Consider the following 23953-nt stretch of genomic DNA (forward strand, 5'->3'; position numbering starts at 1 on the left):
CCTTTCAAAAAATAATTTATGAGTTTAGAAAAAGTCATTTCAATTTCAGGAAAACCAGGTTTGTATAAATTAATAACGCAAACACGTGGTGGTTTTGTAGCAGAATCATTAATTGATAAAAAACGCATCTCTGTAAGCATACAAAATAATGTAAGTGTATTAAGCGAAATAGCAATATATACATTAACTGAAGAGATACCTTTAAGTCAAGTTTTTCAAAATATTAAAGAAAAAGAAAATGGCGAAAAAACATCGGTAAAACCAAAAGATAGTAAAGATAAACTAGAAGAGTATTTCTTTGAAGTTTTACCCGATTATGATGAAGATAGAGTTTATGCTAGCGATATTAAAAAAGTAGTTCAATGGTATAACTTATTACAAGAGCATAATATGCTAGATTCTTTAACTAGTAAAGACGATGAAAAATCATCGGATGAAGAAGAATAAATATTTCGACAATAAATAAAAAAACCTCCTAAACCATAGGAGGTTTTTTTGTGGATTTATGTAAGTATAACCTATGTAATGCGACTTTTTAAATGCTAACATAATTATTAAACACAATGAAATCTCTTTGGTATTTCGACGATGTAAACCTTTTTAAAGTACTTTGCCCTCATAAATTTAAAACCTATAAAAAAAGTCATGATTTTGATGCTTACAAAAAGAAAGACTACATTTATTTTGAAGACGATTCTGCAAACAAAGTATATCTCATAGAAAAAGGAAAGGTTAAAATTGGATATTATAGTGAAGACGGTAACGAAGTTGTAAAAGCTATTTTAACTCGAGGTGAAATATTTGGCGAAACAGCTATCTTAGGAGAATTAAAGCGTCAAGAATTTGCACAATCTATAGATAATAATACAAGTATTTGCCCTGTTGGGGTAACAACAATACATGATTTAATGCGAAAAAACCAAACCTTTACTTTAAAAATATATAAAGTTATAGGCTTTAGACTTAAAAAGCTTGAAAGACGTTTACAATTGCTATTATTTAAAGATGCTAAAACAAGACTTTTAGAGTTTTTAGACGAATTATGCTCAGACTACGGGTACGATTGTGAGAAAACAGGCGATAAAGTTATTCAGCATCCTTATACACAAAAAGATATAGCCTCGTTAATAGGAACATCAAGACCAACATTAAACATTCTTTTAAACGAGTTAAAAGATGAAAAAGTTATAGAATTTACAAGAAAACAAATAAGAATTCATCATAAAACAGCGTAATGTTAGATAGCTAACATTTTAAAATTTAAGCATGGTATATTTTTGAAGTATTAAACTTAAAAAATATAAACTATGATTAAAAAAATGATTTTAGCAGTAATAGCATTAGGAATTTTTGCTACTTCTTGCAGTAATGATGACGATGGAAACGAAAGTTCTAGATTAAACTTATCTATAGATGGATTGGAAAATTTAGGAAGCAATTTCGTTTACGAAGGATGGGTTATTGTAGATGGTAACCCTATATCAACAGGAATATTTACAGTAGATGATAGCGGTAACCTATCTGAAACAAGTTTTCAACTAGCTAAAGAAACTCTCGATGCTGCTACTAATTTTGTGTTAACCATAGAGCCAGCTGTCGATCCAGATCCAGCACCAGCCAAAACAAAACTTTTAATAGGAGGTTTTTCAGGAAATTCTGCTGCTCTAAGTTCTAACGGAATTGTTGCAGATTTTGCTTCGGCATCGGGAAAGTATATTTTAGCTACACCTACAGATTCTGATATGACTAACGAAGCAAGTGGGGTTTGGTTTCTAGATAACTCTACAGGAAGTGCTGTAGCCGGATTAGATTTACCTACACTTTCTGATGGATGGAAATACGAAGGTTGGGTGGTTTTTGATGGCGTGCCAGTATCTACAGGTACTTTTTTAAGCCCCGAAATGGCAGACGATAATGCTTCAACTTCTTCTTTTAAAGGAACAGAAGGAGATGGCCCAGGATACCCAGGTGAAGATTATATAATGGGAACAGCAGCAGGAATTACATTTCCAACAGATTTAAAAGGACGTACTATTGTAATCTCTGTAGAACCAAGCCCAGATAATAGTGCTGCGCCTTTTACTTTAAAGCCGTTAGCTCATGTTGTACCAGATAATGCGGCAAATCATACAACTATTTCAATGGGAACAGGACCTGTATCTAGTTTGTCGGGTATAGTTACCAGATAATATTAAAATTGTTTTGTTAAATTTAGGGTGCAATTTCTATATTGAAATTTGCACCCTAATCTATATATGTAAATGGCATTGAATAAAAGAAAAATAAAGAATATTATATTTTTTGTATTAATTGGGTTAGTATTAATACCGCAAACCCGTAAACCTATACAGGTTTTTCTGCATAAAACCTTAGCTGTTTTTAGTCCATCTGTACTTGATAAGGCAAACCAAAATAAACTTGAAGATTATAACTGGAAGTTAAAAAGTATTAATGGAGATATTTATAATCTAGAAAAGCAAGCCAAGGGTAAAGTAGTATTAGTTAATTTTTGGGCAACTTGGTGTCCGCCATGTATCGCAGAAATGCCTAGTATGGAGTTGTTGTATGAAGATTATAAAAATGATATGGAATTTGTTTTTGTTTCAAACGAAGATTTTTCGGTAATACACAAGTTTATGGCTAAAAATGATTACTCGTTTAAAGTATATAATCCTTTAACTAAATATCCAGAGGGTTTTAATGTATCTAGTATACCTCGCACATTTTTAATAGATAAAGAAGGGAATGTGGTAATAGATAAAACAGGAGCTGCTAATTGGAATAGTGAAACAGTTAGAAAAACAATTAATACTTTATTGAAATGATTTGTATCTAGATTTTAATACATCAATAATAAATAAATTTATTAGAATAAGAGAAAAGGCATAAACAGCATCTTCTATAGGAATGGTAAATATTCTAATATTTAAATTTTCTAAATTGTTATACCAAACCACTTCGTTTTTAATAAAACTTCCTGTAAGTATACCATTAACAATAAAAAAAGGAATTAGCATAACTATAAACGTAAGGTAATAATTAGATAGTAGTTTAGTACTATTATTAGCAACAACGATTAGTAGAATAGATGCTAAAGAAAAATTTATAAACGTATACCATTTACTGTAGTTGTATATTGATATTAAAATAAATAGAAAACTAAAAATATAACTTATAGTTTTTGTTACTTTGTTAGTAAGCTTTAAGCTAGGGAAATACAATAGCAAAGCATAATGTGTAAATACACAAGCATAAGGAATACAAATAAAAAATAACCACTCTTCAATAGGAAGATAAAATAATTTGTTGCCTAAAAAATAAGAGTCGTTAAACCCCCAAAAGCCTTTTTTTGTAAAAATTATATCCCAAGGTATAAAAATTAGCATACTAATTAGCAGGCTAACAAATAAAGGTTTCCAGAGTTTATAGAATTTTATTTTTGGATGGAAACTAAAAATAAAAGGGATAATTAATGAACCTAAATTTAGTAACAGATATAAATAATTCATCTGTTATTTTTTAAAATATTTAAAAGGAACAACTAACATTCCAAAACACTCACCATCTTCTTTACCTAAGTGCTTATGGTGCATTTTATGGGCTCTTCTTACACCTTTTGCATACCAATTATTTGCATTTCTAAATAGCTTAAAACGTTGGTGTATAAAAATATCATGAACTAAAAAATAAGATAATCCATATACAAAAATACCCAACCCAATGGGTAGGCCTGCCCAAAAGCTAGTATGTTTCCAAAGTAAAAAGAAACCTATGCTAATTACGGCGTAAAATATAAAAAAGGCGTCGTTGCGCTCAAACCAACTATCATGATCTTTGTGGTGATGGTCTTTATGTAAATTCCATAATATGCCATGCATAATGTATTTATGTGTAAACCAAGCCATAAACTCCATAAAGAGAAATGTGCCTAAAAAAATTAGAATCCAATATATAGTATGCATAACTTAAAAGTTACATTAAATTTAATTGATATTTTACATAACTACGCATTAAAAGTTCTATTTTTTTTGGGTTTGAAACGCGTATTCTAGAATCTTTAATTTTAAGAGCTGGCGTACGTTTTAGCTTTTTTAATAATTGTTTGTAATATCTATAAGCCATAAAAACGCCAAATTTGGCTTCTATAGGTAGTTTTTTAATACCGTTAAGCCCTTTTTTAAAATCTGTTTCAATGTCTTCAATAATATTTTGTTTAGCGGTTTCATTTAGGTTTTGTAGGTCGGTATTGGGGAAGTATGTTCTTTGTAAACCTTCAAAATCGGCTTTTAAATCTCTTAAAAAATTTACTTTTTGAAAAGCCGACCCAAGTGCCATTGCTGTATCTTTAAGCTCTTCATATTTTTTAATATCTCCATTAACAAAAACTTTTAGGCACATTAAACCTACAACATCGGCAGATCCATAAATGTACGCTTTATATTCTTTATTTGTTAAATATGTAGTTTTATGTAAATCTAATCGCATACTATTCATAAAAGCTTCAACAAGCGATTTATCAATATTGTATTTATGAAAAGTATGTTGAAACGAATTTAAAATAGGGTTTAAACTAATTTTATGTTTTAATGCCAACTCTAGGTCTTCAGCAAATTTATTAAATAGTGTTTCTTTATCATAATCATGAAATGAGTCTACTATTTCATCAGCAAACCTAACAAAACCATAAATATTATAAATATCACATCGAATTGTTTTGTATAGCATTTTAGTAGCTAATGAAAATGATGTACTATATGTTTTTGTAACAAGTTTGCTACTATTATAAGAAACGTTATCAAATAGAGATTTCATGTTATTTTGTGGTGTTTAATTACTAAATCTGCTACTAATTTTCCTGATATTAATGATGGAGGAACTCCAGGCCCAGGAACTGTTAATTGACCGGTAAAAAATAGATTGTCTACTTTTTTACTTTTTAATTTGGGTCTTAAAAAAGCGGTTTGTAATAAAGTATTTGCCATGCCATAAGCATTACCTTTATATGAATTGTAATCGTTTATAAAATCGTTAATACAAAAACTTTCTTTAAATATAATATTATTTCTAACAGTTTGCGAGGTTAGTGTTTCAAGTCTATTAATAATTTTATTAAAATAAGTTAATCTTAATTCTGGTGTGTCTTCAATTCCTGGTGCTAGTGGAATTAAAAATATGCCTGCTTCGTTACCTTCTTGGGCAGCATTACTATCTGTAATACTGGGAAAACTTGCATAAAAAAGAGGGTTTTCTGGCCATTTTGGGTTGTCGTAAATGGCTTCGGCATGCACATCAAAATCTACGTCAAAAAATAGGGTATGATGATTTACATTTTTTAGCTTCTTATTAAAACCAACGTAAAATAGGAGAGAAGAAGGAGCAAATGTTTTTTTATTCCAATAGCTTTCAGAATACTGTCTTAAAGATTTATTTAATAGTGTTTCTGTATGATGGTAATCTGCTCCGCTTACTATAATATCGCTTTTATATGTTTTTCCGTTCGATTTAATGCCTATTGCTTTTCTGTTATCTACGATTATTTTGTCTACGGGGTTTTTAGTTTTTATTTTAACACCTAGTTCTGTAGCCAGATTTTTAATTGCTAATATTACTTCATACATGCCTTTTTTTGGGTGAAATGTTCCTAATCCAAAATCGGCATAATTCATAAAACTATAAAATGAAGGTGTGTCGCTTGGTTTTGCGCCTAAGAATAGTACAGGAAATTCTAGAATTTTTATTAGTCTATCATTTTTAAATTGTTTTCTTACGTCTTTTTTTATAGTGCTAAAAAACTGATTTATTTTTTTTATGGTGGCAGGTGTGATAAGCTCTAGCGGTGACACTCCAGGGTTGTACACTAGATCTTTAATGGCTATGTTGTAATTTCTTTCTGCCGTTTTAATAAACTGCTCAAGTTTAATAGAGCTGCCTTGCTCTTCTTTTTCAAAAGCTTTTTTTATTTTATCAAGTGTATCTTCAATAGTAATATAATCGTTTACACCAAAGTATACACTATAAGCGGGGTTTAACTTTTCTAGCTTATAATAGTCGGAAGGTTTTTTATTAAAATCAGAAAAAAAACGTTCAAAAACATCTGGCATCCAATACCATGTTGGTCCAATATCAAAAGTAAAACCATTTTTTTTTAGTTGTCGCGCTCGACCTCCAATGGTATCGTTTTTTTCAAAAACAGTTACATCGTAACCAGCTTTAGCTAAGTAGCAAGATGCTGCTAGAGATGAAAATCCAGAGCCAATAATATTTATAGATAATTTCATAATGTTTAACAAATATACAAAAAAGTTAAACAAAAATAAAATATTTATAAATCTTTAACCAAATTTTCTATTGAGCTAAAAATTGTAACCTTTTTGTTTTCAATCTCTAAATTAGAATTTATGAATTTGTTTCCTAGTAAAAATAAGTTTGTGTTTTCTTTTTTAAGAAGTAAGTTATTAAAATTAATAATATAATTAACTATATCTTTTGTCTCTGGATAAACTGTAAAATAGGAAACAAAGGTAACTTGGTTAAAAAATTCAAGTAAATTAGTTAGGTTTTCCATGGGGATGCTTTCGCCTAAAAAAATTGTATGATAGCCTTTACTTCGTAATTGATAGTTTATAAAAAGGAGCCCTATGTCATGAATTTCTTTTTCTGGAAGAAATAGTACAAAGGTTTTAGAGTTTGGTTTAATATCTAAAAATTCAATTTGTTCTATATTTAATAATATTTTTTGTTTTATAAGTGTAGATATAAAATGCTCGTGTGCGGGAGTAATGGTATTGGTTTGCCATAACAAACCTATATCTTTTAATAGAGGAAGGAATACAGAATAAAAAATTTCACTAAATGTTATCTGTTTTAAAAGGTTATTATATGTATTGTAAAATAAAACTTGATCAAAATTAATCATGGCCATTTTTAAAGCATTTATGGCGTAATTATTTGTATTAAGTTTAGTTGCTAATTCTTTTACCAGAGTTTCTATTTGTTTTTCTTCAAGATCGGCAATTTTAGAAATTTTATAACCATTATTATTTAAGTAAGTTATGTTTAGGAGTTTTTGTAAACTTTCTAAGCTGTAATTTCTAATATTAGTATCCGATCTGTTTGGGCTAAGTAAATTATAGCGCTTTTCCCATATACGTATAGTGTGCGCTTTTATTCCTGTAAGGTTTTCTAAATCTTTAATACTAAAGTTTATTTTAATATTGTTCATTAAAAACGTGTTTAAGTTAAACAAAAGTATGTTTTTTTTCTTATTAATATATAATTAGCGAAAAAAATATTGAAAAATAAGGCTGCGAATGTAGTTGCATTTGTACTATTAAGTAATTGTGCGCACGAGAAGATTCGAACTTCCACATCCTAAACGGATACTGGCCCCTCAAGCCAGCGCGTCTACCAATTCCGCCACGTGCGCATAAATGAAGTGAGTAAAAATAAAAAAAGTTAAGCAATATTGCTTAACTTTTTTCTTGTGACCGGGCTGGGGCTCGAACCCAGGACCCTCTCCTTAAAAGGGAGATGCTCTACCAACTGAGCTACCAGGTCATTATTTCAAACTAACATTGTGTACTTGTTGTTAGCGGGTGCAAATATAGAACCTATTTTTAATTAAACAAGGGTTTTTTTAAAGATTTTTTTGTTTTTTTGCATCGGCAATACGTATGTTTTTAATAATCAATTTGTAACGAAAAAAATGATCATAGTATTAATTGGGTATATGGCTTCTGGAAAGACGTCAATTGGAAAGAAATTAGCAAGAAAATTAAATTATGATTTTCTAGATTTGGATGATTACATAGAAGAAAAAGAAAATTTAACGGTTAAAGAGATATTTAAAACTAAAGGAGAAATATATTTTAGAAAACAAGAATCTATAAATCTAAAGGCCTTATTAGCATCAGAAAACAATACAATTTTATCTGTAGGAGGCGGAACACCTTGTTATAGCGGTAATATGGATGTTATTTTAGCTGCTCAAAATGTTGAATGTGTATATTTAAAAGCAACTTTGCCTACTTTAGCCAATAAATTGTTACTTAAAAAAGCAAAGCGCCCCTTAATATCTCATATAGAAACTATAGAAGAAATGACCGAGTTTATAGGTAAGCACTTATTTGAACGCGCCCAGTTTTATAATCAGGCAGAAATAAAAGTATCTATTGATAATAAAACTAAGGGTGATGTTGTAGAAGATATAATTTTAAAACTATTCTAAAACGGCCTTAAAATCTTTACCTTCTAAAACAACATCAACATGTTCGTGAAGAGAAGTAGATAACGAAATACCCTTAAAATCTGCTTTTACAGGGTATTTTTTATGGTTTCTGTTTACCAAAACAGCCGTTTTAAATTGTTTTAAAGGCACATTTAAAAAATGTTTAACACCATATATTAATGTGGTACCCGAGTTTAAAACATCATCAATAAGCACAATAGACTTGTTTTTATATTCTGTTTCAGAAATTGAAGTTTTAACCTCCTGCCAAGGATTTTTTTTATCAATACTAACTTTACACAGAATTGGAGTTATATCTGATATTTTTTGAAGCACAGTTTTTAACTTCTTAGCCAAAACATAGCCATTCTTATCAATGCCAGCAAGAATAACTTCCTGTTCATCTACATTACTTTCGTAAATTTGAAAAGCAATGCGTCTAATTTTATGGTTAATTTCGTTATGATTAAGGATAACATTAGTCTTAACAGTCATAAATTATAATTGTAAAATTAAAATATAAAATTACTCATTTTCATCTTTATATTCATCAATATCTCTTCTATCTTTTTTTGTAGGTCTTCCAGAGCCTTTTTTTCTATAATAATCTTTAGAATATTTTAAAAGTTCTTTAGCTTCAAATTGTTCTTTTGGGGTAGTATCTGTTCTATAAATATCAACCAATTTAGCACCAACTCTACTCTCAGGAATATCGTTAACTTTCAATTTATAGTTTATTTGGTCTTTTCTTAGCTGTATAATATCCATTGGGTAAACTTCTCGGCTTGGTTTTACCACTTCATCATTTACTCTTACTTGCCCTTTTTTACAAGCTGTTGTAGCAAGGGTTCTTGTTTTGTAATACCTAATACACCATAAATACTTATCTACTCGCATACATTTTATTGTAAAAACTACGTTAATGTTATTGCGCAAGAATACATTAAAATTGTATCTTGCAGCCTCAAAAATAAGGAATAATGAGTTTAAGAAAAATTGCATTTTTAATATTAAGTTTTGTATTAGTTTTTTCTGCATGTAAAAAAGATGATGATGGAGGAGAAGATATTATTGTTGTAGAGATAAGAGACAGAACAGAACAACAAGTAATTGATAACGATTCTTTAGTAGGTTATTTAGAAACGCACTATTATAATTCTAGTGCATTTATAGATAATACAGATCCTAGCATATCTGAATTAATAATAACCGAACTAGCTGAAGGTGAAACTGTACCTGAAGGGCATACACTTTTAAAAGACGATATAGAAACACATAACTTGGTTTATCAAGATACCGATTATAAATATTATATTTTAAGATTAAATCAAGGTGGCGGTACAGATAAGCCAACATTTGCCGATACTGTAAGAGTTAATTACGAAGGTTCTACTCTAGATGGAAATGTGTTTGATAGTAAAGTAAACCCTATTAATATAGATTTGGTTGAAACTATAAGCGGTGTATATGGCTGGGTAAAAGTTTTTCCGCAGTTTAATAGCGCTGTAAGTTTTGATGAAAACGGAGACGGAACCGTAAATTTTGTAAATCATGGAGTTGGAGTTATGTTTATGCCTTCTGGGTTGGCTTACTTTTCTAATGCACAAACAAATATTCCATCGTACTCACCATTAATATTTAAGTTTGATTTGTTACAAGTTTTTGTAAATGACCATGATAATGATGGTGTGCCTTCGTATATGGAAGATTTAAATAATGATGATAATTATAATGTGAATTTTGATGATTTAACAGATGAAACTGATGATGATACAGATGGAGATGGAAATCCAGATTTTACAGATATCGATGATGATGGAGATGGCGTATTAACAATTAATGAAGATTTAAATAACGATGGCGATCCAACAAATGATATTGGCGCCAATGGAATTCCTAACTATTTAGATCCAGAAGAAACAACAGCTAAAGAAAATAATTAGTTCATTTATTTTATAACCAAAAAACCTCGCAAAAGCGAGGTTTTTTGGTTATAAAATAGTTTTTAAGAGTTTATAATAAAATAGATAAACTTAAAATTAATTGATCAGGCCTTGTGTCTAGTCTATTTGTATTTATACCATTGTTACCTAAAAAAGTTGCCTCATTATCACTAAAACCACGTTCGTATCTTAGGTCAATTCCTAACTTATTAAAATTAAGTCCAATACCAAAGTTTAAACCAACAGAAAAATCATCTTCAACATCATTTATAGCAATACCATCAAATTCAGAATCTAAGATATATTGTAACGATGGGCCGCCAAATACACTAAGAGGACCTAAAACTTTAACACCAACCAAGAGCGGCGCATCTAGTTTTTGCATTTTAAAACTATCATCATCATAATCACTTTTCGTACTAGTGTAAACAACCTCAGGTCTAAAGTAAACTTGGTTTCCTATTTTGCCAAATACCCCTATGTGGTAACCAACATTGCGGTCTGGATTTTTGTAGTTGTTGTTAATAGATTCAAAATAATCGCCATTGGCATTGTAGTTTAAACCGCCTTTTAAGCCAAAACCTTGTGCTGTTTGTGCCATAGTAATTGATGGGATAGCCATGGCAATAATTAAAATAAAAAATAAATTTCTCATAATGTTCGTTTTTTTAGATTTCATTAACAATATCAAAAACGTTGCCAAAAGTAATTTATTTTCTTTTTAATACAATCAATTTCATATTTCAGTTAATTATCTTTGCCGTTATATATTGAAGATTAATGAAATTTGAATTATTAGCAAAAGATGCTCAAAGTAAAGCTAGAGCAGGAAAAATAACTACAGATCATGGTGTTATAGAAACACCAATATTTATGCCAGTAGGAACTGTAGCAACAGTAAAAGGAGTGCACCAACGAGAGCTTAAAAATGATATAAACCCAGATATTATTTTAGGAAATACATATCATTTATACTTACGCCCTCAAACCCCTATTTTAGAAAAAGCAGGCGGATTACATAAATTTATGAATTGGGATAGAAATATTTTAACCGATTCTGGAGGGTATCAAGTATATTCTTTATCTGCAAATAGAAAAATTAAGGAAGAAGGCGTAAAATTTAAATCGCATATAGATGGAAGCTACCACACATTTACACCAGAAAATGTTATGGAAATTCAACGTTCTATAGGTGCAGATATAATAATGGCTTTTGATGAATGTACGCCATACCCGTGCGATTATAACTATGCAAAACGATCAATGCACATGACACACCGATGGCTAGACAGGTGCATTAATCATTTAGAAAAAACACCCTTAAAGTATGGTTATAACCAAGCTTTTTTTCCAATAGTACAAGGGAGTACTTATAAAGATTTACGAAAACAATCAGCCGAGTATATAGCAAATGCAGGAGCCGTTGGTAACGCAATAGGAGGGCTGTCGGTAGGAGAGCCAGCCGAAGAAATGTATGCCATGACCGATGTGGTTTGCTCTATTTTACCAGAAGATAAGCCCAGATATTTAATGGGTGTAGGTACACCAATCAATATTTTAGAAAATATTGCGTTAGGTGTAGATATGTTTGATTGTGTTATGCCAACACGAAATGCAAGAAATGGTATGTTATTTACTGCACACGGAACTATAAATATTAAAAATTTAAAGTGGGCAGACGATTTTTCTCCTATTGATGAAATGGGAATTACCTTTGTTGATACCGAGTATAGTAAAGCTTATTTAAGACATTTGTTTACCGTTAACGAGTTGTTAGGTAAGCAAATAGCAACAATTCATAATTTAGGATTTTATTTATGGTTGGTTCGCGAGGCAAGAAAACATATATTAGCAGGAGATTTTAATACCTGGAAAGATAAAATGGTAAAACAAATGAATAATCGTTTGTAAGTTTATAAATGAAGATTTTAGATTGGTACATATTAAAACGCTATCTGTTTACATTTTTCATGATGTTGCTATTGTTTATTCCAATAGGAATAACGGTACATTTAGCCGAAAAAATTGGTAAAATATTAGAAAACGAAGTGCCTTTAAATGAGGTGCTAGTATATTTTTTAGATTTTACAATTTACTTTGCACATTTATTATTTCCTTTATTTTTGTTCTTATCGGTTATTTGGTTTACCTCCAAATTAGCAAATAATACAGAAGTTATAGCCTTTTTAAGTTCTGGTGTTTCATTTACTCGTTTTTTAAGACCATACATGATTGGAGCTACAATTGTAGCAATTTTAGCCATTATTCTTGGGTTATTTCTAGCACCAAAGGCAAGCGAAGGTTTTAACGATTTTAGTTATAAATACTTTAAAAAGGGAAGAAGTGCCGTAGAAAACACAAATGTATTTAGGCAAATAAACGATCAAGAAATTATTTATGTAAGTAACTTTAATGTAGGAAACAATGTTGGAAACAACTTTACCTTAGAACATTTTGAAGATAATAAACTTAAATACAAAATTACAGCCAATAGTATTAGGTATATACCAAAAGACACCATTTATAGGTTAATAAATTATGTGAAAAGAGATATAGGAGAGCATGAAGACAAACTTGAAATAGAAAGAAGAAAAGACACACTATTTTCATTTGATGTAGACGATTTAATACCTGTAATTTATGCTGCCGAAACAAAAATGTATGGCGAGCTAAAAGAATTTATTGATAAAGAAGAAGCCAGAGGCTCATCAAACGTAGGGCGCTTTAAGCTAGTTTTATACAGAAAATGGAGTTTACCAGTATCTGTATTTATCTTAACCATTATTGCTGTAGCAGTATCTTCTAAGAAAAGGCGTGGTGGTATGGGCGTAAACTTAGCAATAGGTATTTGTATAGCTATGGTGTTTGTTTTCTTCGATAAAATTTTTGGAGTTATGGCAGAACAATCAGATTTTAACCCCATAATTGCAGTATGGTTTCCTAATATCATTTTTGGTATTTTAGCAGCCTATATGTTGTACAATGCCAAACGATAAATTAAAAAACTATATACACCTTCACTTTTTAGTTTTTATAGCAGGTTTTACAGCTATTTTAGGTGAACTTATTACAATAAAAGCAATACCTCTAGTTTGGTTTAGAATGGTAATCGCATCTATTTTAATGTTTATATATATTAAAATAACAAAAATTAAATTAAAAATTAATTTTAAATCGATTATAAGGCTAGCCATTGCAGGAGTTATTATAGCATTACACTGGATAACATTTTTTGGAGCAATAGATGAGTCTAATATATCAATAACATTAGCCATGTTTTCTACAGGCGCCTTTTTTGCTTCGTTTATAGAGCCTATTATTTACAAACGAAAAATTATTTGGTACGAAATTCTATTTGGGCTTATTGTAATATTAGGTGTTGTTATTATTACACAAAGTGAAATTAAATATTTAATTGGAATTGTTTTAGGAATTTCTTCAGCCTTTTTTTCGTCCTTATTTGCAGTTCTTAATGGTAGTTTTTTAAAAAAACACACAGCAACAGTTATTTCTTTTTACGAATTTTTAAGTGGCGTACTCTTTATTTCTATTTATATTTTATGTTTCGGAGAAGGTTTTTCAAAAACATTTTTTAGTATAAGTCTATCAGATTTTTGGTATTTATTCATACTTGCATCAGTTTGTACAGCCTATGCTTTTATAGCATCAATATATATAATGAAATCAATTAGCCCATATACTGTAGTTTTAACCTACAATTTAGAACCTATTTATGGGATTATTATGGCAATAATGTTATTTCCAGAAAAAGAAAAAATGACCGCATCGTTTTACTACGGCGCCATTATAATTATAAGTGTTGTACTTTTAAATGCTATTTTAAAAAATAGTAAAAAATTAAAAAAAAATACTTCACTATCTTAAACAAAATAAAATATGTAGTTTTGCATACTAACTAAAATTTAATAGCCTAAATAGAAATTCTTATGGAATACTTAGAATTTGAACTCCCAATAAAAGAATTAGAAGAACAATTACAAAAATGTAAAGTAATTGGAGACGAAAGTGATGTAGATGTATCTGAAACCTGTAAGCAAATTGAGAAAAAGTTAGTAGCTACTCAAAAGGAAATATATAAAAACATTACACCATGGCAGCGCGTACAACTTTCTCGCCATCCAGAAAGACCATATACACTAGATCATATTAAAGCCATTTGTGGTAAATCTTTTTTAGAATTACATGGCGACCGAAACTTTAAAGACGATAAAGCTATGATTGGTGGACTAGGTAAAATTGGCGACCAAAGTTTCATGTTTATCGGTCAGCAAAAAGGATATAATACCAAAACTAGACAATATAGAAACTTCGGGATGGCCAATCCAGAAGGTTACAGAAAAGCATTGCGCTTAATGAAATCTGCAGAAAAATTTGGAATTCCTGTAGTAACACTTTTAGACACTCCAGGAGCTTATCCAGGACTAGAAGCCGAAGAACGCGGACAAGGCGAAGCCATTGCAAGGAACATTTTAGAAATGACACGCTTAAAAGTGCCCGTAATTACAATAGTAATTGGAGAAGGTGCCTCTGGTGGAGCCTTAGGAATAGGTGTTGGAGATAGAGTGTTAATGTTAGAAAACACTTGGTACTCTGTAATTTCTCCAGAATCTTGCTCCTCTATACTATGGCGTAGTTGGGAATATAAAGAACAAGCTGCCGAAGCTTTAAAGTTAACAGCTTCAGACATGAAAAAGTTAAAATTAGTAGATGGTATTATTAAAGAACCTATAGGCGGAGCGCACAGAGATAGAGCAAAAACATTTAAATCTGTAAGCGATGCTATTGTTAAGAATTACGAAGAACTTAAAAAGTTATCACCAACAGATTTAGTATCTCAGCGCATGGAAAAATATGCGCAAATGGGAGTTTTTAAAGGATAACCCTTTTAAAACAATAAATTTTAAAAAAAACTGAAGTATAAAACTTCAGTTTTTTTATGCTTATTCACAATATTATAAACTTATTAACAGTTGAATTGTTAACGATTAGTGAACATACAATAGCTAATAAAACAAAAAACAACTTTCTTTTTAATTACTTTTGTAGTTATGAAACAACCTAACCAAATACAAGGCTATAAAGTTGATAAAAGCACTATTATCAATCTAGAAAAAGGAAAAATACCACCGCAAGCTATTGATTTAGAAGAGGTTGTGCTTGGTGCAATGATGATTGATAAAAAAGGAGTTGATGAAGTTATAGACATTTTAAGTGCCGAAGCTTTTTATAAAGAAGCGCATCAACATATATTTGAGGCCATATTTCAGTTATTTGAAAATAGCGAACCAGTTGATTTATTAACCGTTTCAACACAATTAAAGAAAAATTCTAAACTAGAATTGTCAGGAGGCGATTTTTACCTCATTTCTTTAACTCAAAAAGTATCATCTTCAGCACATATAGAATTTCATGCACGTATAATTCTTCAAAAATTTATACAACGTAGTTTAATAAAAATTTCAAGCGAAATTATTGAAGAAGCTTATGATGAGACTAAAGATGTATTCGATTTATTAGACCATGCCGAATCAAAACTATACGAAGTAACTCAAGGAAATATAAAAAAATCCAGCGAAACGGCACAAGAATTAGTAATACAAGCTAAAAAGAAAATTGAAGAAATTTCAAATAAAGAAGGTTTAAGCGGTATTCCTACAGGATTTACTAAATTAGATAAGTTAACCTCTGGTTGGCAACCATCAGATTTAATTATTGTTGCTGCTCGTCCAGGTATGGGTAAAACAGCATTAACCTTATCTATGGCTAGAAATATTGCTGTAGACCAAAATATGCCTGTAGCTTTTTTCTCTTTAGAGATGGCATCTGTGCAGTTAATAACCCGTTTAATATCTAGTGAAACAGGATTGTCTTCTGAAAAATTAAGAACCGGTAAACTTGAAAAACACGAATGGGAACAACTTAACGTTAAAGTAAAAGGCCTTGAAAAAGCACCATTGTTTATTGATGATACACCGTCACTTTCAATATTCGATTTAAGAGCTAAAGCTCGACGTTTATCATCGCAGCATGGCATAAAGCTAATAATGATTGATTATTTGCAGTTAATGACAGGTGGTAGTAGTCATGGCGGTAACCGTGAACAAGAAATTTCTATGATTTCTAGAAACTTAAAAGCTTTAGCAAAAGAGCTCATGGTACCTGTTATAGCATTATCGCAATTATCTCGTGCGGTAGAAACTCGTGGAGGTAGCAAACGCCCGTTATTATCAGATTTACGTGAATCGGGAGCTATAGAGCAAGATGCAGATATTGTTAGTTTTATTTTTAGACCAGAATATTATAAAATTGATGAATGGGACGATGAAGAACGCTCTTCTACAGAAGGTCAAGCCGAATTTATTGTAGCAAAACACCGTAATGGAGGTTTGGAAAATATTCGTTTAAAATTTATTGGGCATTTAGGTAAGTTTGATAATTTAGAAGATTTTGATTCGCCATTCGAGTTTCATTCAAAAATGAATGCCGCCGCTAACGATGATACCTTCAAGGCAGATGATTTTAAGGCTAGCCCAGATCAAGCATTTGGTAGTGCGTTTAATGATGACGATGATAACGAAGTCCCTTTTTAATAGATTAAACTCCTGTTAAATACATGCTATAAAAACTAAATTTTAATTACCTTTCGGGTAATTAATAAACATTTTGTCTTTTCTAAAAGAATGGGTGTAAAAAATGTTGTAAAGTTTTATTTCTATTGAAAAACATAATTATAGGATTGCTGTTTATTTGTATGGGATTTTATTCTCATGCTTCGTACATTCTAATTCCTATGGATGTAGAATATCAAAAAAACCATTTAAAAGCCTATGGGTTAACTTACTGGACGTTAAGTAAAAATTTAAAAGTTAAATGGTTACTTAATTATAAAGGAGGTTCTTTTTTATTACCAGATACAAGTGCAATTCAAAAAGAGTGTCAAATACGAGGCGTTTCATTTGAGATAATTTCAAATGCTAAGGCAGAAAGTATATTAGAAAATATAGCTAGCCCTAGCCAAAATATGGAAGCTGTAGTATTAGAAAAAGCTCCAAAAATCGCTGTTTATACACCAAAAGGAAAACAACCTTGGGATGATGCTGTTACTATGGTTTTAAAATATGCCGAAATACCTTATGAAACAGTTTACGATGAAGAAGTTTTAAATGATGGATTATTACTTTTTGATTGGTTGCATTTACATCATGAAGATTTTACAGGACAATACGGAAAATTTTATGCTCAATATCGAGCATCCTCTTGGTATATAGAAGAGAAGAAAGCTGCAGAAAAACTAGCCAATGAGTTAGGGTACAATAAAGTTTCTGAAGAAAAACTTGCTGTAGCATTAAAAATTAGAGATTATGTTGTTGGAGGAGGTTTTATGTTTGCCATGTGTAGTGCAACAGATAGTTTTGATATAGCCTTGTCTGCAGAAGGTATTGATATTTGTGAACCTATGTTTGATGGAGATGGGAGTGATGCTGGTTATCAAAATAAAATTGATTATAGTAAAACGTTTGCATTTTCAAATTTTATATTAGAAAGAAGCCCTAAGGTTTATGAGTTCTCTTCTATAGATATGACTAGAAAAAGAGTAATACCTAAAACAACAGACTATTTTTCATTAATGGAGTTTTCGGCAAAATGGGATCCTATTCCTACCATGCTATGCCAAAATCATACCGCATTAGTTAAAGGTTTTATGGGGCAAACAACATCATTTACTAGAGCAGAAATTAAATCTAATGTGTTAGTAATGGGAGAAACAAAAATTAATGGCGAAGCAAAATACATTCATGGTATTAAAGGTAAAGGCTTTTTTACGTTTTATGGAGGCCATGATCCAGAAGACTACCAGCATAGAGTAGGCGATGCAAAAACCGAATTAGATTTACACCCAACATCTCCTGGTTACCGTTTAATATTAAATAATGTATTGTTTCCAGCAGCAAGAAAGAAAAAACAAAAAACCTAACTAAATTTTTCCTTTTGCTTCAATTACTTTTTCTAAAATAATTTCTACTCCAAAATCATCATTACTTTTTGTGCCGTAATTTGCAGTATCTTTAGCATTTTGGTGGGCGTTTTCCATAGCAAAACTATATTTAGATTGTTGTAACATACTTAAATCGTTATTATAATCGCCAAAAGTTAAAGTTTCGTCTTGCGAAATATTATAATCTTTTTGGAGTTTATTTATGGCATAGCCTTTATTAGCTATATTTTGAGAAATATCAAGCCAGTTTTTGCCAGAAACTTTAACATCAAAATTATTATCCAGATCCTTAAAATAAGGATATAAATAAGTCTCAGAACTTTCTTTATGATATAAAGCAATTTTTATAATATCTTCCTTTATTTCATCTATACTGTTTATTATCGAATTTTTAGGATAAAACTCGGTAATTAATTTTATTAAATCTAGGTCTAACGATTTTATATAAGCTTTATTTTGAGTACAAAAAACAACATCAATACGTTTTAATTTGTTTAAGCCATCAATAATTTTACACATGTTGGTTTTATTAATATGTGTAGTAAGTAGCACTTTGTTATTTTTAACAATAAGGCCACCGTTTTCGGCAACAAAAATAATATCGTCTTTTATTGGGTGCAATTTTTCTAATATGCTATAATATGGTCTGCCACTAGCTGCAGCAAAAATGATATTATGCTTTTTTAAATTTTTAAATACATTGAAAAATCGCTGGCTTACCTCATGGTTAGAGTTTAGTAAAGTGCCATCCATATCGGTAGCTACTAACTTTATTTTTGATAAATCCATTTACAGGAGTCTAAATTTTAATATGCAATTTACAGTTTTTTATGCTTTAATACGTTATACTAATATTAAGTGTTATTTAGCTATGTTTTATTTATATCAAGTAATTTTAATATGATAAATTGTTTAAGGGTAAGCTCAATTATTTTTTAATATGCAGGCAACAATCTTACAAATAATTAATTTGCAACAATGGTTTCTACTTGAAAAGTATATATAAATCCGTCGGTTCCATTTCCTGTAGATGTGTTATTTTGGTTAATTGTTAAAATGTTTCCAGAAACTTCAAAACTACCTAACTCTATATCATCTATAATTAAATAAGTTGTATTGTTTTCTTCTAGAACAGAAAAACTATAAGTGCCCGAATCTAAACTATCTTCAATGCTATCATCTGTATTTTTATTGTTAACAACCAAGGTTTCGGTTTCATTGTTAAAACTCCAGGTTATAACATTAGTTTCAAATTGTTCGTTTACACCCGCAATACCACCTGTAACTTTAACTAAGTGCCATAAATATTTTATTTCTTGAGGTGTCGCGTTATCATTATCATTTAATGAACAACTTGTCATTATTAATATGCAACTTAAAATTATTAATATATTCTTTTTCATTATCTAAAAAATTAAAGATTAGGCTTTATATTTAGATGTTGAAACTAAATAAAGGTTGCGTATTTTTTATAATCTTTATTTTATTGACAAATACAAATCATATGAAATTTTATCAGCAAGAAATACAGCTAAGCTCTTATTCTAGAGGTTTTCACTTAATTACCAATGAAATATTAAAAGGATTACCAGAAATAAGCCAGATAAAGGTTGGGCAGTTGCAAGTATTTATTAAGCATACATCTGCAAGTTTAACCATTAATGAAAACGCCGATTTTACTGTAAGAGCAGATTTTGAAAGTCATTTTAATAAAATGATTCCAGAAAAAGCATCATATTATACACATACTTATGAAGGAGCAGATGATATGCCTGCGCATATTAAATCCTCTTTATTAGGGGCTTCTGTACAAATACCTATTACTAATGGAAAATTAAATTTAGGTATTTGGCAAGGAATTTATTTATGCGAGCATAGAAATTATGGAGGAAGTAGAGCTTTGGTTATTACAGCCTTTGGGGTATAATAATTAAGTAAAACTTATTCGCTTATCTTTTATATAACACAAAAAAATCCGACTCTTTCGAATCGGATTTTAAAATTAAGCGAATAATATGTTTTACAATAGGCTAAGCGCCTTATTTTACTTTATCAATTACAGCTTTAAAAGCTTCAGGGTTATTCATTGCTAAATCTGCTAAAACCTTACGGTTTAATTCAATGTCATTAGCTTTTAATTTCCCCATAAATTGAGAATAAGATAAACCATGTTCTCTGGCTCCAGCGTTAATACGTGTAATCCATAATGCACGGAATGTTCTCTTTTTATTTCTACGGTCTCTATACGAGTATTGCATCGCTTTATCAACCGCATTTTTTGCTACTGTCCAAACGTTTTTACGTCTTCCAAAGTAGCCTTTTGCTTGTTTTAGAACCTTTTTTCTTCTGGCTCTTTTTGCTACAGAATTTACTGATCTTGGCATAATTTTAAATGTTTTTTGTAGTAGGCGGCCAATAGTTTTATTGACACTTTTATTGAGCCTAACTCCAGGGTTTATAAATTGTTTTAACCGATTAAAACAAATGTTACTTTAAACGCATCATTGTTTTAATGTTATCCTCATCTGCTTTATGTACTAAACCATCATGAGTTAACTTAAGCTTACGCTTTTTAGATTTCTTTGTTAAGATATGACTCTTAAAAGCGTGCTTTCTTTTAATCTTACCAGTACCTGTAAGCTTAAAACGCTTTTTAGCACTAGATTTTGTTTTCATTTTAGGCATTTCTTTTCCTAGTTTTTAATTATTTCGCTTAATTATTTTTTGTACTGAGTTTAGTCTCAGTATTCTATTATTTAATACTTAACTTTTATGGTAAAATAAGCTTTAAGTATTTGTTGTCTATTTTTTTGGAGCAATAAACATAGTCATACGTTTACCTTCTAATCGAGGCATTTGTTCAACTTTTCCAAACTCTTCAAGGTCTTGTGCTAATTTTAACAACAAAATTTGCCCTTTTTCCTTAAAGATTATAGAGCGGCCTTTAAAAAATACAAAAGCTTTTAGTTTTGCACCTTCTTTTAAAAACTTCTCGGCGTGTTTCTTTTTAAATTCATAATCATGGTCGTCTGTATTTGGACCAAAACGAATTTCTTTTATTGTAACTTTAGTAGCCTTAGCTTTTAAAGCTTTATCACGTTTCTTTTGTTCGTAAAGAAACTTCTTGTAATCCATAACCTTACAAACAGGTGGATCAGCGTTAGGAGAAATTTCGACTAAATCTAGCTCTTGTTCGTTTGCTATTCGCATAGCATCACCTTTGGTATAAATACCTATTTCTACATTGTCTCCTACAAGACGTAGCTTTTGTGCTGTAATCTTAGAGTTAATCTTGTGTTTATCCTCTTGTGAAACCCTTCTAGGTTGCTGTCTTCTTCTAATTGCTATGGCTTTATGGTTTTAAATTAAACTTATTTTTTAAAACGATTTTAACGTTTTTTTAATGTCTTCTTTTATTATTTTAGAGAATTCTTCTACAGTAATCATGCCTAAATCGGCTCCTCCATGTTGTCTTACAGAAATTTTACCTTCTTGTTCTTCTTGCTCCCCAATAATAATCATATATGGGTGTTTCTGCATTTCGGCTTCCCTAATTTTCTTTCCTATAGTCTCATTTCTATGGTCTACAAGGGCGCGAATTTCGTCATTTTCTAGCAAATTTAAAACTTTTTCGGAGTATTTTTCATATTTCTCGCTAATTGATAATATAATTGCTTGAGTAGGCATTAACCATAACGGGAAATTTCCACCAGTATGTTCTAACAATAAAGCGACAAAACGCTCCATACTTCCAAATGGTGCTCTGTGAATCATAATAGGTCTATGAGACTCGTTATCACTACCTTTATAACTTAAATTAAAACGCTCTGGTAAATTATAATCTACTTGAATTGTACCAAGTTGCCAACGTCTACCTAAAGCATCTTTAACCATAAAGTCTAATTTAGGACCGTAAAAGGCTGCTTCGCCTTCTTCAATAACATAATTTAAACCTTTATCTGTAGCTGCATTTATAATGGCTTGTTCTGCTTTTTCCCAATTAGCAACATCTCCTATATATTTGTCGGGGTTTTTAGGATCTCTTACAGAAACCTGAGCGGTAAAGTTTTCAAACCCTAAAGAGCCAAATACATAAAGTACTAAATCAATAACATTTTTAAACTCTTCATCTAATTGCTCTGGTGTGCAAAAAATATGTGCATCATCTTGAGTAAAACCTCTAACACGAGTTAGTCCATGTAGTTCGCCACTTTGCTCATATCTATAAACCGTACCAAATTCAGCATAACGCACAGGTAAATCTTTATAACTCCATTGGAAATTATTATAAACTTCGCAATGGTGTGGGCAGTTCATTGGTTTTAATAAAAACTCCTCATCTTCTTTAGGTGTTGTAATTGGTTGGAAACTGTCCTCACCATACTTGGCATAATGCCCAGATGTAACATAAAGTTCCTTTTGCCCTATATGCGGCGTTACTACCATTTCGTAACCAGCTTTTTTCTGCGCGGCTTTCAGGAAATTTTCTAAACGTTCACGTAATGCAGCGCCTTTAGGTAACCATAAAGGCAAACCTTGGCCAACTTTTTGCGAAAAAGTAAATAATTCTAGTTCCTTACCTAATTTTCTATGGTCACGTTTTTTTGCTTCTTCAAGTAAAGCTAAATACTCAGTAAGTTCCTTTTGCTTAGGGAACGAAATACCGTATACTCGAGTTAATTGTGGCTTGTTTTCATCACCACGCCAATAAGCACCCGCAACACTTAGTATTTTAACAGCTTTAATTATTCCTGTGTTTGGTATGTGTCCTCCACGGCATAAATCAGTAAATGTAGAATGGTCGCAAAAAGTAATTGCGCCATCTTCTAGATTTTCAATTAATTCGGTTTTAAATTCATTATCCTTATATAAGGACAGGGCATCAGTTTTTGAAACAGATCTCAAACTAAAGTCATGTTTGCCTCGGGCAATCTCTAACATTTTAGTTTCAATAGTTTTAAAATCCTTTTCAGATACATTATGTTTACCAAAATCAACATCATAATAAAACCCATTCTCAATGGCAGGGCCTATTGTAAGCTTAGCGCCATCATATAGTTCCTCTATAGCTTGCGCTAAAACATGCGCGCTACTATGCCAAAAGGCTGTTTTGCCAGCATCATCTTTCCAGGTGTATAAAACTAACGAGCCATCGGTGGTTAATGGAGTAACAGTTTCTATAGTTGTACCATTAAAGTTAGCCGAAATTACATTTCTAGCAAACCCTTCACTAATGCTTTTAGCAACATCCATTGGCGTAACGCCTTCATCAAACGTTTTCACGCTACCATCTGGTAAAGTAATATGTATCATAAATAAATTTAAATTCAACTGCAAAGATAAACGTATAAACAAATTCCACAATATATAATTAAGTATAATTTTACTTCAATCCGCTTTGGGTTGGTATGGGATTTCTTTTTATAGAGCAAGGTCAAAATATATTAAAGTAATATTATATAAAATAAGTTAGTGGGCGTTCCCTCGAGGGTCGGGCTTTCACTACTCGCACCCTCCTAAGGTCGGGGAGCTCAAACATGCCGTTCAATCCCTAACGCGGTTTAGAGGCATGTTTTAAACTATATAATAAGAGTAAGTATAAGTTAAAGAATATAAGTTCAAAAGACCATCACAGCAAGAATATAACCTATAATAAGAGTATACTCTACAAGTAAGGCGTAATTCTATATAAAGAAAGAAAGCAAAAAGCATAGGATAAAATAAGGAGGAAGTCTATAAAAGAAAAGAAATAAAGGATAATCGTAG

27 protein-coding genes and 2 tRNA genes are annotated in these 23953 nt (G+C 30.7%); 13 read left to right on the forward strand and 16 right to left on the reverse strand.

The window, feature by feature from the left end:
- Window positions 1-18 precede the first annotated feature (18 nt).
- The 4 genes from ACNG5D_RS05335 (at window position 19) to ACNG5D_RS05350 (ending at window position 2825) form a co-directional block, all read left to right on the forward strand.
- Window positions 19-447 (forward strand): DUF5606 family protein, encoded by a 429-nt coding sequence (locus ACNG5D_RS05335; protein WP_418182460.1) that lies wholly within the window; start codon window positions 19-21, stop codon window positions 445-447.
- 116 nt (window positions 448-563) lie between these two features.
- A complete protein-coding gene (locus ACNG5D_RS05340; RefSeq protein WP_418182461.1) occupies window positions 564-1235 on the forward strand; it encodes a Crp/Fnr family transcriptional regulator in 672 nt (223 codons plus the stop codon).
- 72 nt (window positions 1236-1307) lie between these two features.
- Complete coding sequence (locus ACNG5D_RS05345; protein ID WP_418182462.1) at window positions 1308-2189, forward strand: hypothetical protein; 882 nt, start codon at window positions 1308-1310, stop codon at window positions 2187-2189.
- 72 nt (window positions 2190-2261) lie between these two features.
- A complete protein-coding gene (locus ACNG5D_RS05350) occupies window positions 2262-2825 on the forward strand; it encodes a TlpA family protein disulfide reductase (RefSeq protein ID WP_418182463.1) in 564 nt (187 codons plus the stop codon).
- Here the strand turns inward: ACNG5D_RS05350 and ACNG5D_RS05355 are convergent.
- From ACNG5D_RS05355 to ACNG5D_RS05385, 7 genes are all read right to left on the reverse strand, one after another.
- Window positions 2814-3509 (reverse strand): lycopene cyclase domain-containing protein, encoded by a 696-nt coding sequence (locus ACNG5D_RS05355; RefSeq protein ID WP_418182464.1) that lies wholly within the window; start codon window positions 3507-3509, stop codon window positions 2814-2816. The genes ACNG5D_RS05350 and ACNG5D_RS05355 overlap by 12 nt on opposite strands.
- Window positions 3510-3512: 3 nt before the next feature.
- A complete protein-coding gene (locus ACNG5D_RS05360; protein WP_418182465.1) occupies window positions 3513-3962 on the reverse strand; it encodes a sterol desaturase family protein in 450 nt (149 codons plus the stop codon).
- Window positions 3963-3972: 10 nt separating this feature from the next.
- Complete coding sequence (locus tag ACNG5D_RS05365; RefSeq protein WP_418182466.1) at window positions 3973-4812, reverse strand: phytoene/squalene synthase family protein; 840 nt, start codon at window positions 4810-4812, stop codon at window positions 3973-3975.
- Window positions 4809-6278 carry a phytoene desaturase family protein gene (locus ACNG5D_RS05370; protein WP_418182467.1) on the reverse strand — a complete coding sequence of 490 codons (1470 nt, stop codon included), beginning with the start codon at window positions 6276-6278 and terminating at the stop codon, window positions 4809-4811. The genes ACNG5D_RS05365 and ACNG5D_RS05370 overlap by 4 nt, the downstream gene beginning before the upstream one ends.
- Window positions 6279-6322: 44 nt before the next feature.
- Entirely contained in the window at window positions 6323-7222 is a 900-nt protein-coding gene (locus ACNG5D_RS05375; RefSeq protein ID WP_418182468.1) for a MerR family transcriptional regulator, read from the reverse strand.
- A gap of 119 nt (window positions 7223-7341) precedes the next feature.
- Window positions 7342-7426, reverse strand: a tRNA-Leu gene (locus tag ACNG5D_RS05380).
- A 58-nt stretch (window positions 7427-7484) separates the two neighbouring features.
- Window positions 7485-7557: transfer RNA gene (locus ACNG5D_RS05385), tRNA-Lys, on the reverse strand.
- A gap of 148 nt (window positions 7558-7705) precedes the next feature.
- Between ACNG5D_RS05385 and ACNG5D_RS05390 the strand changes: the two genes are divergently transcribed.
- Entirely contained in the window at window positions 7706-8227 is a 522-nt protein-coding gene (locus ACNG5D_RS05390; RefSeq protein WP_418182469.1) for a shikimate kinase, read from the forward strand.
- On the opposite strand, the gene ACNG5D_RS05395 is transcribed toward ACNG5D_RS05390, so the two are convergent.
- Window positions 8219-8722 carry a phosphoribosyltransferase domain-containing protein gene (locus tag ACNG5D_RS05395; RefSeq protein WP_418182470.1) on the reverse strand — a complete coding sequence of 168 codons (504 nt, stop codon included), beginning with the start codon at window positions 8720-8722 and terminating at the stop codon, window positions 8219-8221. The two genes, ACNG5D_RS05390 and ACNG5D_RS05395, sit on opposite strands and share 9 nt — an antisense overlap.
- A 30-nt stretch (window positions 8723-8752) precedes the next feature.
- Complete coding sequence (locus ACNG5D_RS05400; protein ID WP_418182471.1) at window positions 8753-9124, reverse strand: RNA-binding S4 domain-containing protein; 372 nt, start codon at window positions 9122-9124, stop codon at window positions 8753-8755.
- 83 nt (window positions 9125-9207) lie between these two features.
- Between ACNG5D_RS05400 and ACNG5D_RS05405 the strand changes: the two genes are divergently transcribed.
- Complete coding sequence (locus tag ACNG5D_RS05405) at window positions 9208-10170, forward strand: FKBP-type peptidyl-prolyl cis-trans isomerase (RefSeq protein ID WP_418182472.1); 963 nt, start codon at window positions 9208-9210, stop codon at window positions 10168-10170.
- A 70-nt stretch (window positions 10171-10240) separates the two neighbouring features.
- Here ACNG5D_RS05405 and ACNG5D_RS05410 read toward each other — a convergent pair whose 3' ends face one another.
- Window positions 10241-10825 carry an outer membrane beta-barrel protein gene (locus ACNG5D_RS05410; protein ID WP_418182473.1) on the reverse strand — a complete coding sequence of 195 codons (585 nt, stop codon included), beginning with the start codon at window positions 10823-10825 and terminating at the stop codon, window positions 10241-10243.
- 125 nt (window positions 10826-10950) lie between these two features.
- Here ACNG5D_RS05410 and tgt point away from each other — a divergent pair, with 125 nt between their 5' ends.
- From tgt to ACNG5D_RS05440, 6 genes are all read left to right on the forward strand, one after another.
- Window positions 10951-12081, forward strand: a complete 1131-nt coding sequence (tgt, locus tag ACNG5D_RS05415) for a tRNA guanosine(34) transglycosylase Tgt (protein ID WP_418182474.1) — start codon at window positions 10951-10953, stop codon at window positions 12079-12081.
- An 8-nt stretch (window positions 12082-12089) separates the two neighbouring features.
- Window positions 12090-13166, forward strand: a complete 1077-nt coding sequence (locus ACNG5D_RS05420) for an LptF/LptG family permease (protein ID WP_418182475.1) — start codon at window positions 12090-12092, stop codon at window positions 13164-13166.
- Window positions 13153-14055 (forward strand): DMT family transporter, encoded by a 903-nt coding sequence (locus tag ACNG5D_RS05425; protein WP_418182476.1) that lies wholly within the window; start codon window positions 13153-13155, stop codon window positions 14053-14055. The genes ACNG5D_RS05420 and ACNG5D_RS05425 overlap by 14 nt, the downstream gene beginning before the upstream one ends.
- Window positions 14056-14117: 62 nt before the next feature.
- Window positions 14118-15071: an acetyl-CoA carboxylase carboxyltransferase subunit alpha gene (locus tag ACNG5D_RS05430; protein WP_418182477.1), complete on the forward strand. Its 954-nt coding sequence runs from the start codon at window positions 14118-14120 to the stop codon at window positions 15069-15071.
- Window positions 15072-15239: 168 nt separating this feature from the next.
- Window positions 15240-16781, forward strand: coding sequence for a replicative DNA helicase (gene dnaB, locus ACNG5D_RS05435; protein ID WP_418182478.1), 1542 nt, complete (start codon window positions 15240-15242; stop codon window positions 16779-16781).
- Window positions 16782-16981: 200 nt separating this feature from the next.
- A complete protein-coding gene (locus ACNG5D_RS05440; RefSeq protein WP_418182493.1) occupies window positions 16982-18166 on the forward strand; it encodes an asparagine synthetase B in 1185 nt (394 codons plus the stop codon).
- Here ACNG5D_RS05440 and ACNG5D_RS05445 read toward each other — a convergent pair whose 3' ends face one another.
- Both ACNG5D_RS05445 and ACNG5D_RS05450 read right to left on the reverse strand, forming a co-directional pair.
- Window positions 18167-18976: an HAD family hydrolase gene (locus ACNG5D_RS05445; RefSeq protein WP_418182479.1), complete on the reverse strand. Its 810-nt coding sequence runs from the start codon at window positions 18974-18976 to the stop codon at window positions 18167-18169.
- Between the two features lie 176 nt (window positions 18977-19152).
- Window positions 19153-19590 carry a hypothetical protein gene (locus ACNG5D_RS05450; protein ID WP_418182480.1) on the reverse strand — a complete coding sequence of 146 codons (438 nt, stop codon included), beginning with the start codon at window positions 19588-19590 and terminating at the stop codon, window positions 19153-19155.
- Window positions 19591-19691: 101 nt separating this feature from the next.
- On the opposite strand from ACNG5D_RS05450, the gene ACNG5D_RS05455 reads away from it, so the two are divergent.
- On the forward strand, window positions 19692-20114 hold the full coding sequence (locus ACNG5D_RS05455) for a secondary thiamine-phosphate synthase enzyme YjbQ (protein ID WP_418182481.1): 423 nt from the start codon (window positions 19692-19694) through the stop codon (window positions 20112-20114).
- A 112-nt stretch (window positions 20115-20226) separates the two neighbouring features.
- On the opposite strand, the gene rplT is transcribed toward ACNG5D_RS05455, so the two are convergent.
- The 4 genes from rplT to thrS all read right to left on the reverse strand — a co-directional run bounded on the left by rplT (window position 20227) and on the right by thrS (window position 23500).
- Window positions 20227-20571, reverse strand: coding sequence for a 50S ribosomal protein L20 (rplT, locus tag ACNG5D_RS05460; protein ID WP_136479789.1), 345 nt, complete (start codon window positions 20569-20571; stop codon window positions 20227-20229).
- Between the two features lie 103 nt (window positions 20572-20674).
- Window positions 20675-20872, reverse strand: coding sequence for a 50S ribosomal protein L35 (gene rpmI / locus ACNG5D_RS05465; RefSeq protein ID WP_067150881.1), 198 nt, complete (start codon window positions 20870-20872; stop codon window positions 20675-20677).
- Between the two features lie 117 nt (window positions 20873-20989).
- The gene (gene infC / locus ACNG5D_RS05470; protein ID WP_418182494.1) at window positions 20990-21535 is read right to left on the reverse strand and encodes a translation initiation factor IF-3; all 546 of its coding nucleotides are present in this window, start codon (window positions 21533-21535) and stop codon (window positions 20990-20992) included.
- 30 nt (window positions 21536-21565) lie between these two features.
- Window positions 21566-23500 (reverse strand): threonine--tRNA ligase, encoded by a 1935-nt coding sequence (gene thrS / locus ACNG5D_RS05475; RefSeq protein ID WP_418182482.1) that lies wholly within the window; start codon window positions 23498-23500, stop codon window positions 21566-21568.
- Window positions 23501-23953: the final 453 nt, after the last annotated feature.

It is taken from the genome of Algibacter ulvanivorans, assembly GCF_048381495.1.
Taxonomy (GTDB): Bacteria; Bacteroidota; Bacteroidia; order Flavobacteriales; family Flavobacteriaceae; genus Algibacter_B; species Algibacter_B ulvanivorans.

Bases quoted from the DNA above. Each gene is read 5' to 3' on its own strand.
- ACNG5D_RS05420 (WP_418182475.1), top strand. From the start codon at position 12,090: ATGAAGATTTTAGATTGGTACATATTAAAACGCTATCTGTTTACATTT.
- tgt (WP_418182474.1), top strand. From the start codon at position 10,951: ATGAAATTTGAATTATTAGCAAAAGATGCTCAAAGTAAAGCTAGAGCA.
- dnaB (WP_418182478.1), top strand. From the start codon at position 15,240: ATGAAACAACCTAACCAAATACAAGGCTATAAAGTTGATAAAAGCACT.
- ACNG5D_RS05430 (WP_418182477.1), top strand. From the start codon at position 14,118: ATGGAATACTTAGAATTTGAACTCCCAATAAAAGAATTAGAAGAACAA.
- ACNG5D_RS05355 (WP_418182464.1), bottom strand. From the start codon at position 3,509: ATGAATTATTTATATCTGTTACTAAATTTAGGTTCATTAATTATCCCT.
- rplT (WP_136479789.1), bottom strand. From the start codon at position 20,571: ATGCCAAGATCAGTAAATTCTGTAGCAAAAAGAGCCAGAAGAAAAAAG.
- ACNG5D_RS05360 (WP_418182465.1), bottom strand. From the start codon at position 3,962: ATGCATACTATATATTGGATTCTAATTTTTTTAGGCACATTTCTCTTT.
- ACNG5D_RS05400 (WP_418182471.1), bottom strand. From the start codon at position 9,124: ATGCGAGTAGATAAGTATTTATGGTGTATTAGGTATTACAAAACAAGA.
- ACNG5D_RS05445 (WP_418182479.1), bottom strand. From the start codon at position 18,976: ATGGATTTATCAAAAATAAAGTTAGTAGCTACCGATATGGATGGCACT.
- ACNG5D_RS05345 (WP_418182462.1), top strand. From the start codon at position 1,308: ATGATTAAAAAAATGATTTTAGCAGTAATAGCATTAGGAATTTTTGCT.
- ACNG5D_RS05365 (WP_418182466.1), bottom strand. From the start codon at position 4,812: ATGAAATCTCTATTTGATAACGTTTCTTATAATAGTAGCAAACTTGTT.
- ACNG5D_RS05340 (WP_418182461.1), top strand. From the start codon at position 564: ATGAAATCTCTTTGGTATTTCGACGATGTAAACCTTTTTAAAGTACTT.
- ACNG5D_RS05450 (WP_418182480.1), bottom strand. From the start codon at position 19,590: ATGAAAAAGAATATATTAATAATTTTAAGTTGCATATTAATAATGACA.
- ACNG5D_RS05405 (WP_418182472.1), top strand. From the start codon at position 9,208: ATGAGTTTAAGAAAAATTGCATTTTTAATATTAAGTTTTGTATTAGTT.
- ACNG5D_RS05425 (WP_418182476.1), top strand. From the start codon at position 13,153: ATGCCAAACGATAAATTAAAAAACTATATACACCTTCACTTTTTAGTT.
- ACNG5D_RS05375 (WP_418182468.1), bottom strand. From the start codon at position 7,222: ATGAACAATATTAAAATAAACTTTAGTATTAAAGATTTAGAAAACCTT.
- rpmI (WP_067150881.1), bottom strand. From the start codon at position 20,872: ATGCCTAAAATGAAAACAAAATCTAGTGCTAAAAAGCGTTTTAAGCTT.
- ACNG5D_RS05390 (WP_418182469.1), top strand. From the start codon at position 7,706: ATGATCATAGTATTAATTGGGTATATGGCTTCTGGAAAGACGTCAATT.
- ACNG5D_RS05395 (WP_418182470.1), bottom strand. From the start codon at position 8,722: ATGACTGTTAAGACTAATGTTATCCTTAATCATAACGAAATTAACCAT.
- ACNG5D_RS05370 (WP_418182467.1), bottom strand. From the start codon at position 6,278: ATGAAATTATCTATAAATATTATTGGCTCTGGATTTTCATCTCTAGCA.
- thrS (WP_418182482.1), bottom strand. From the start codon at position 23,500: ATGATACATATTACTTTACCAGATGGTAGCGTGAAAACGTTTGATGAA.
- ACNG5D_RS05335 (WP_418182460.1), top strand. From the start codon at position 19: ATGAGTTTAGAAAAAGTCATTTCAATTTCAGGAAAACCAGGTTTGTAT.
- ACNG5D_RS05455 (WP_418182481.1), top strand. From the start codon at position 19,692: ATGAAATTTTATCAGCAAGAAATACAGCTAAGCTCTTATTCTAGAGGT.
- ACNG5D_RS05350 (WP_418182463.1), top strand. From the start codon at position 2,262: ATGGCATTGAATAAAAGAAAAATAAAGAATATTATATTTTTTGTATTA.
- ACNG5D_RS05440 (WP_418182493.1), top strand. From the start codon at position 16,982: ATGGATGTAGAATATCAAAAAAACCATTTAAAAGCCTATGGGTTAACT.
- ACNG5D_RS05410 (WP_418182473.1), bottom strand. From the start codon at position 10,825: ATGAGAAATTTATTTTTTATTTTAATTATTGCCATGGCTATCCCATCA.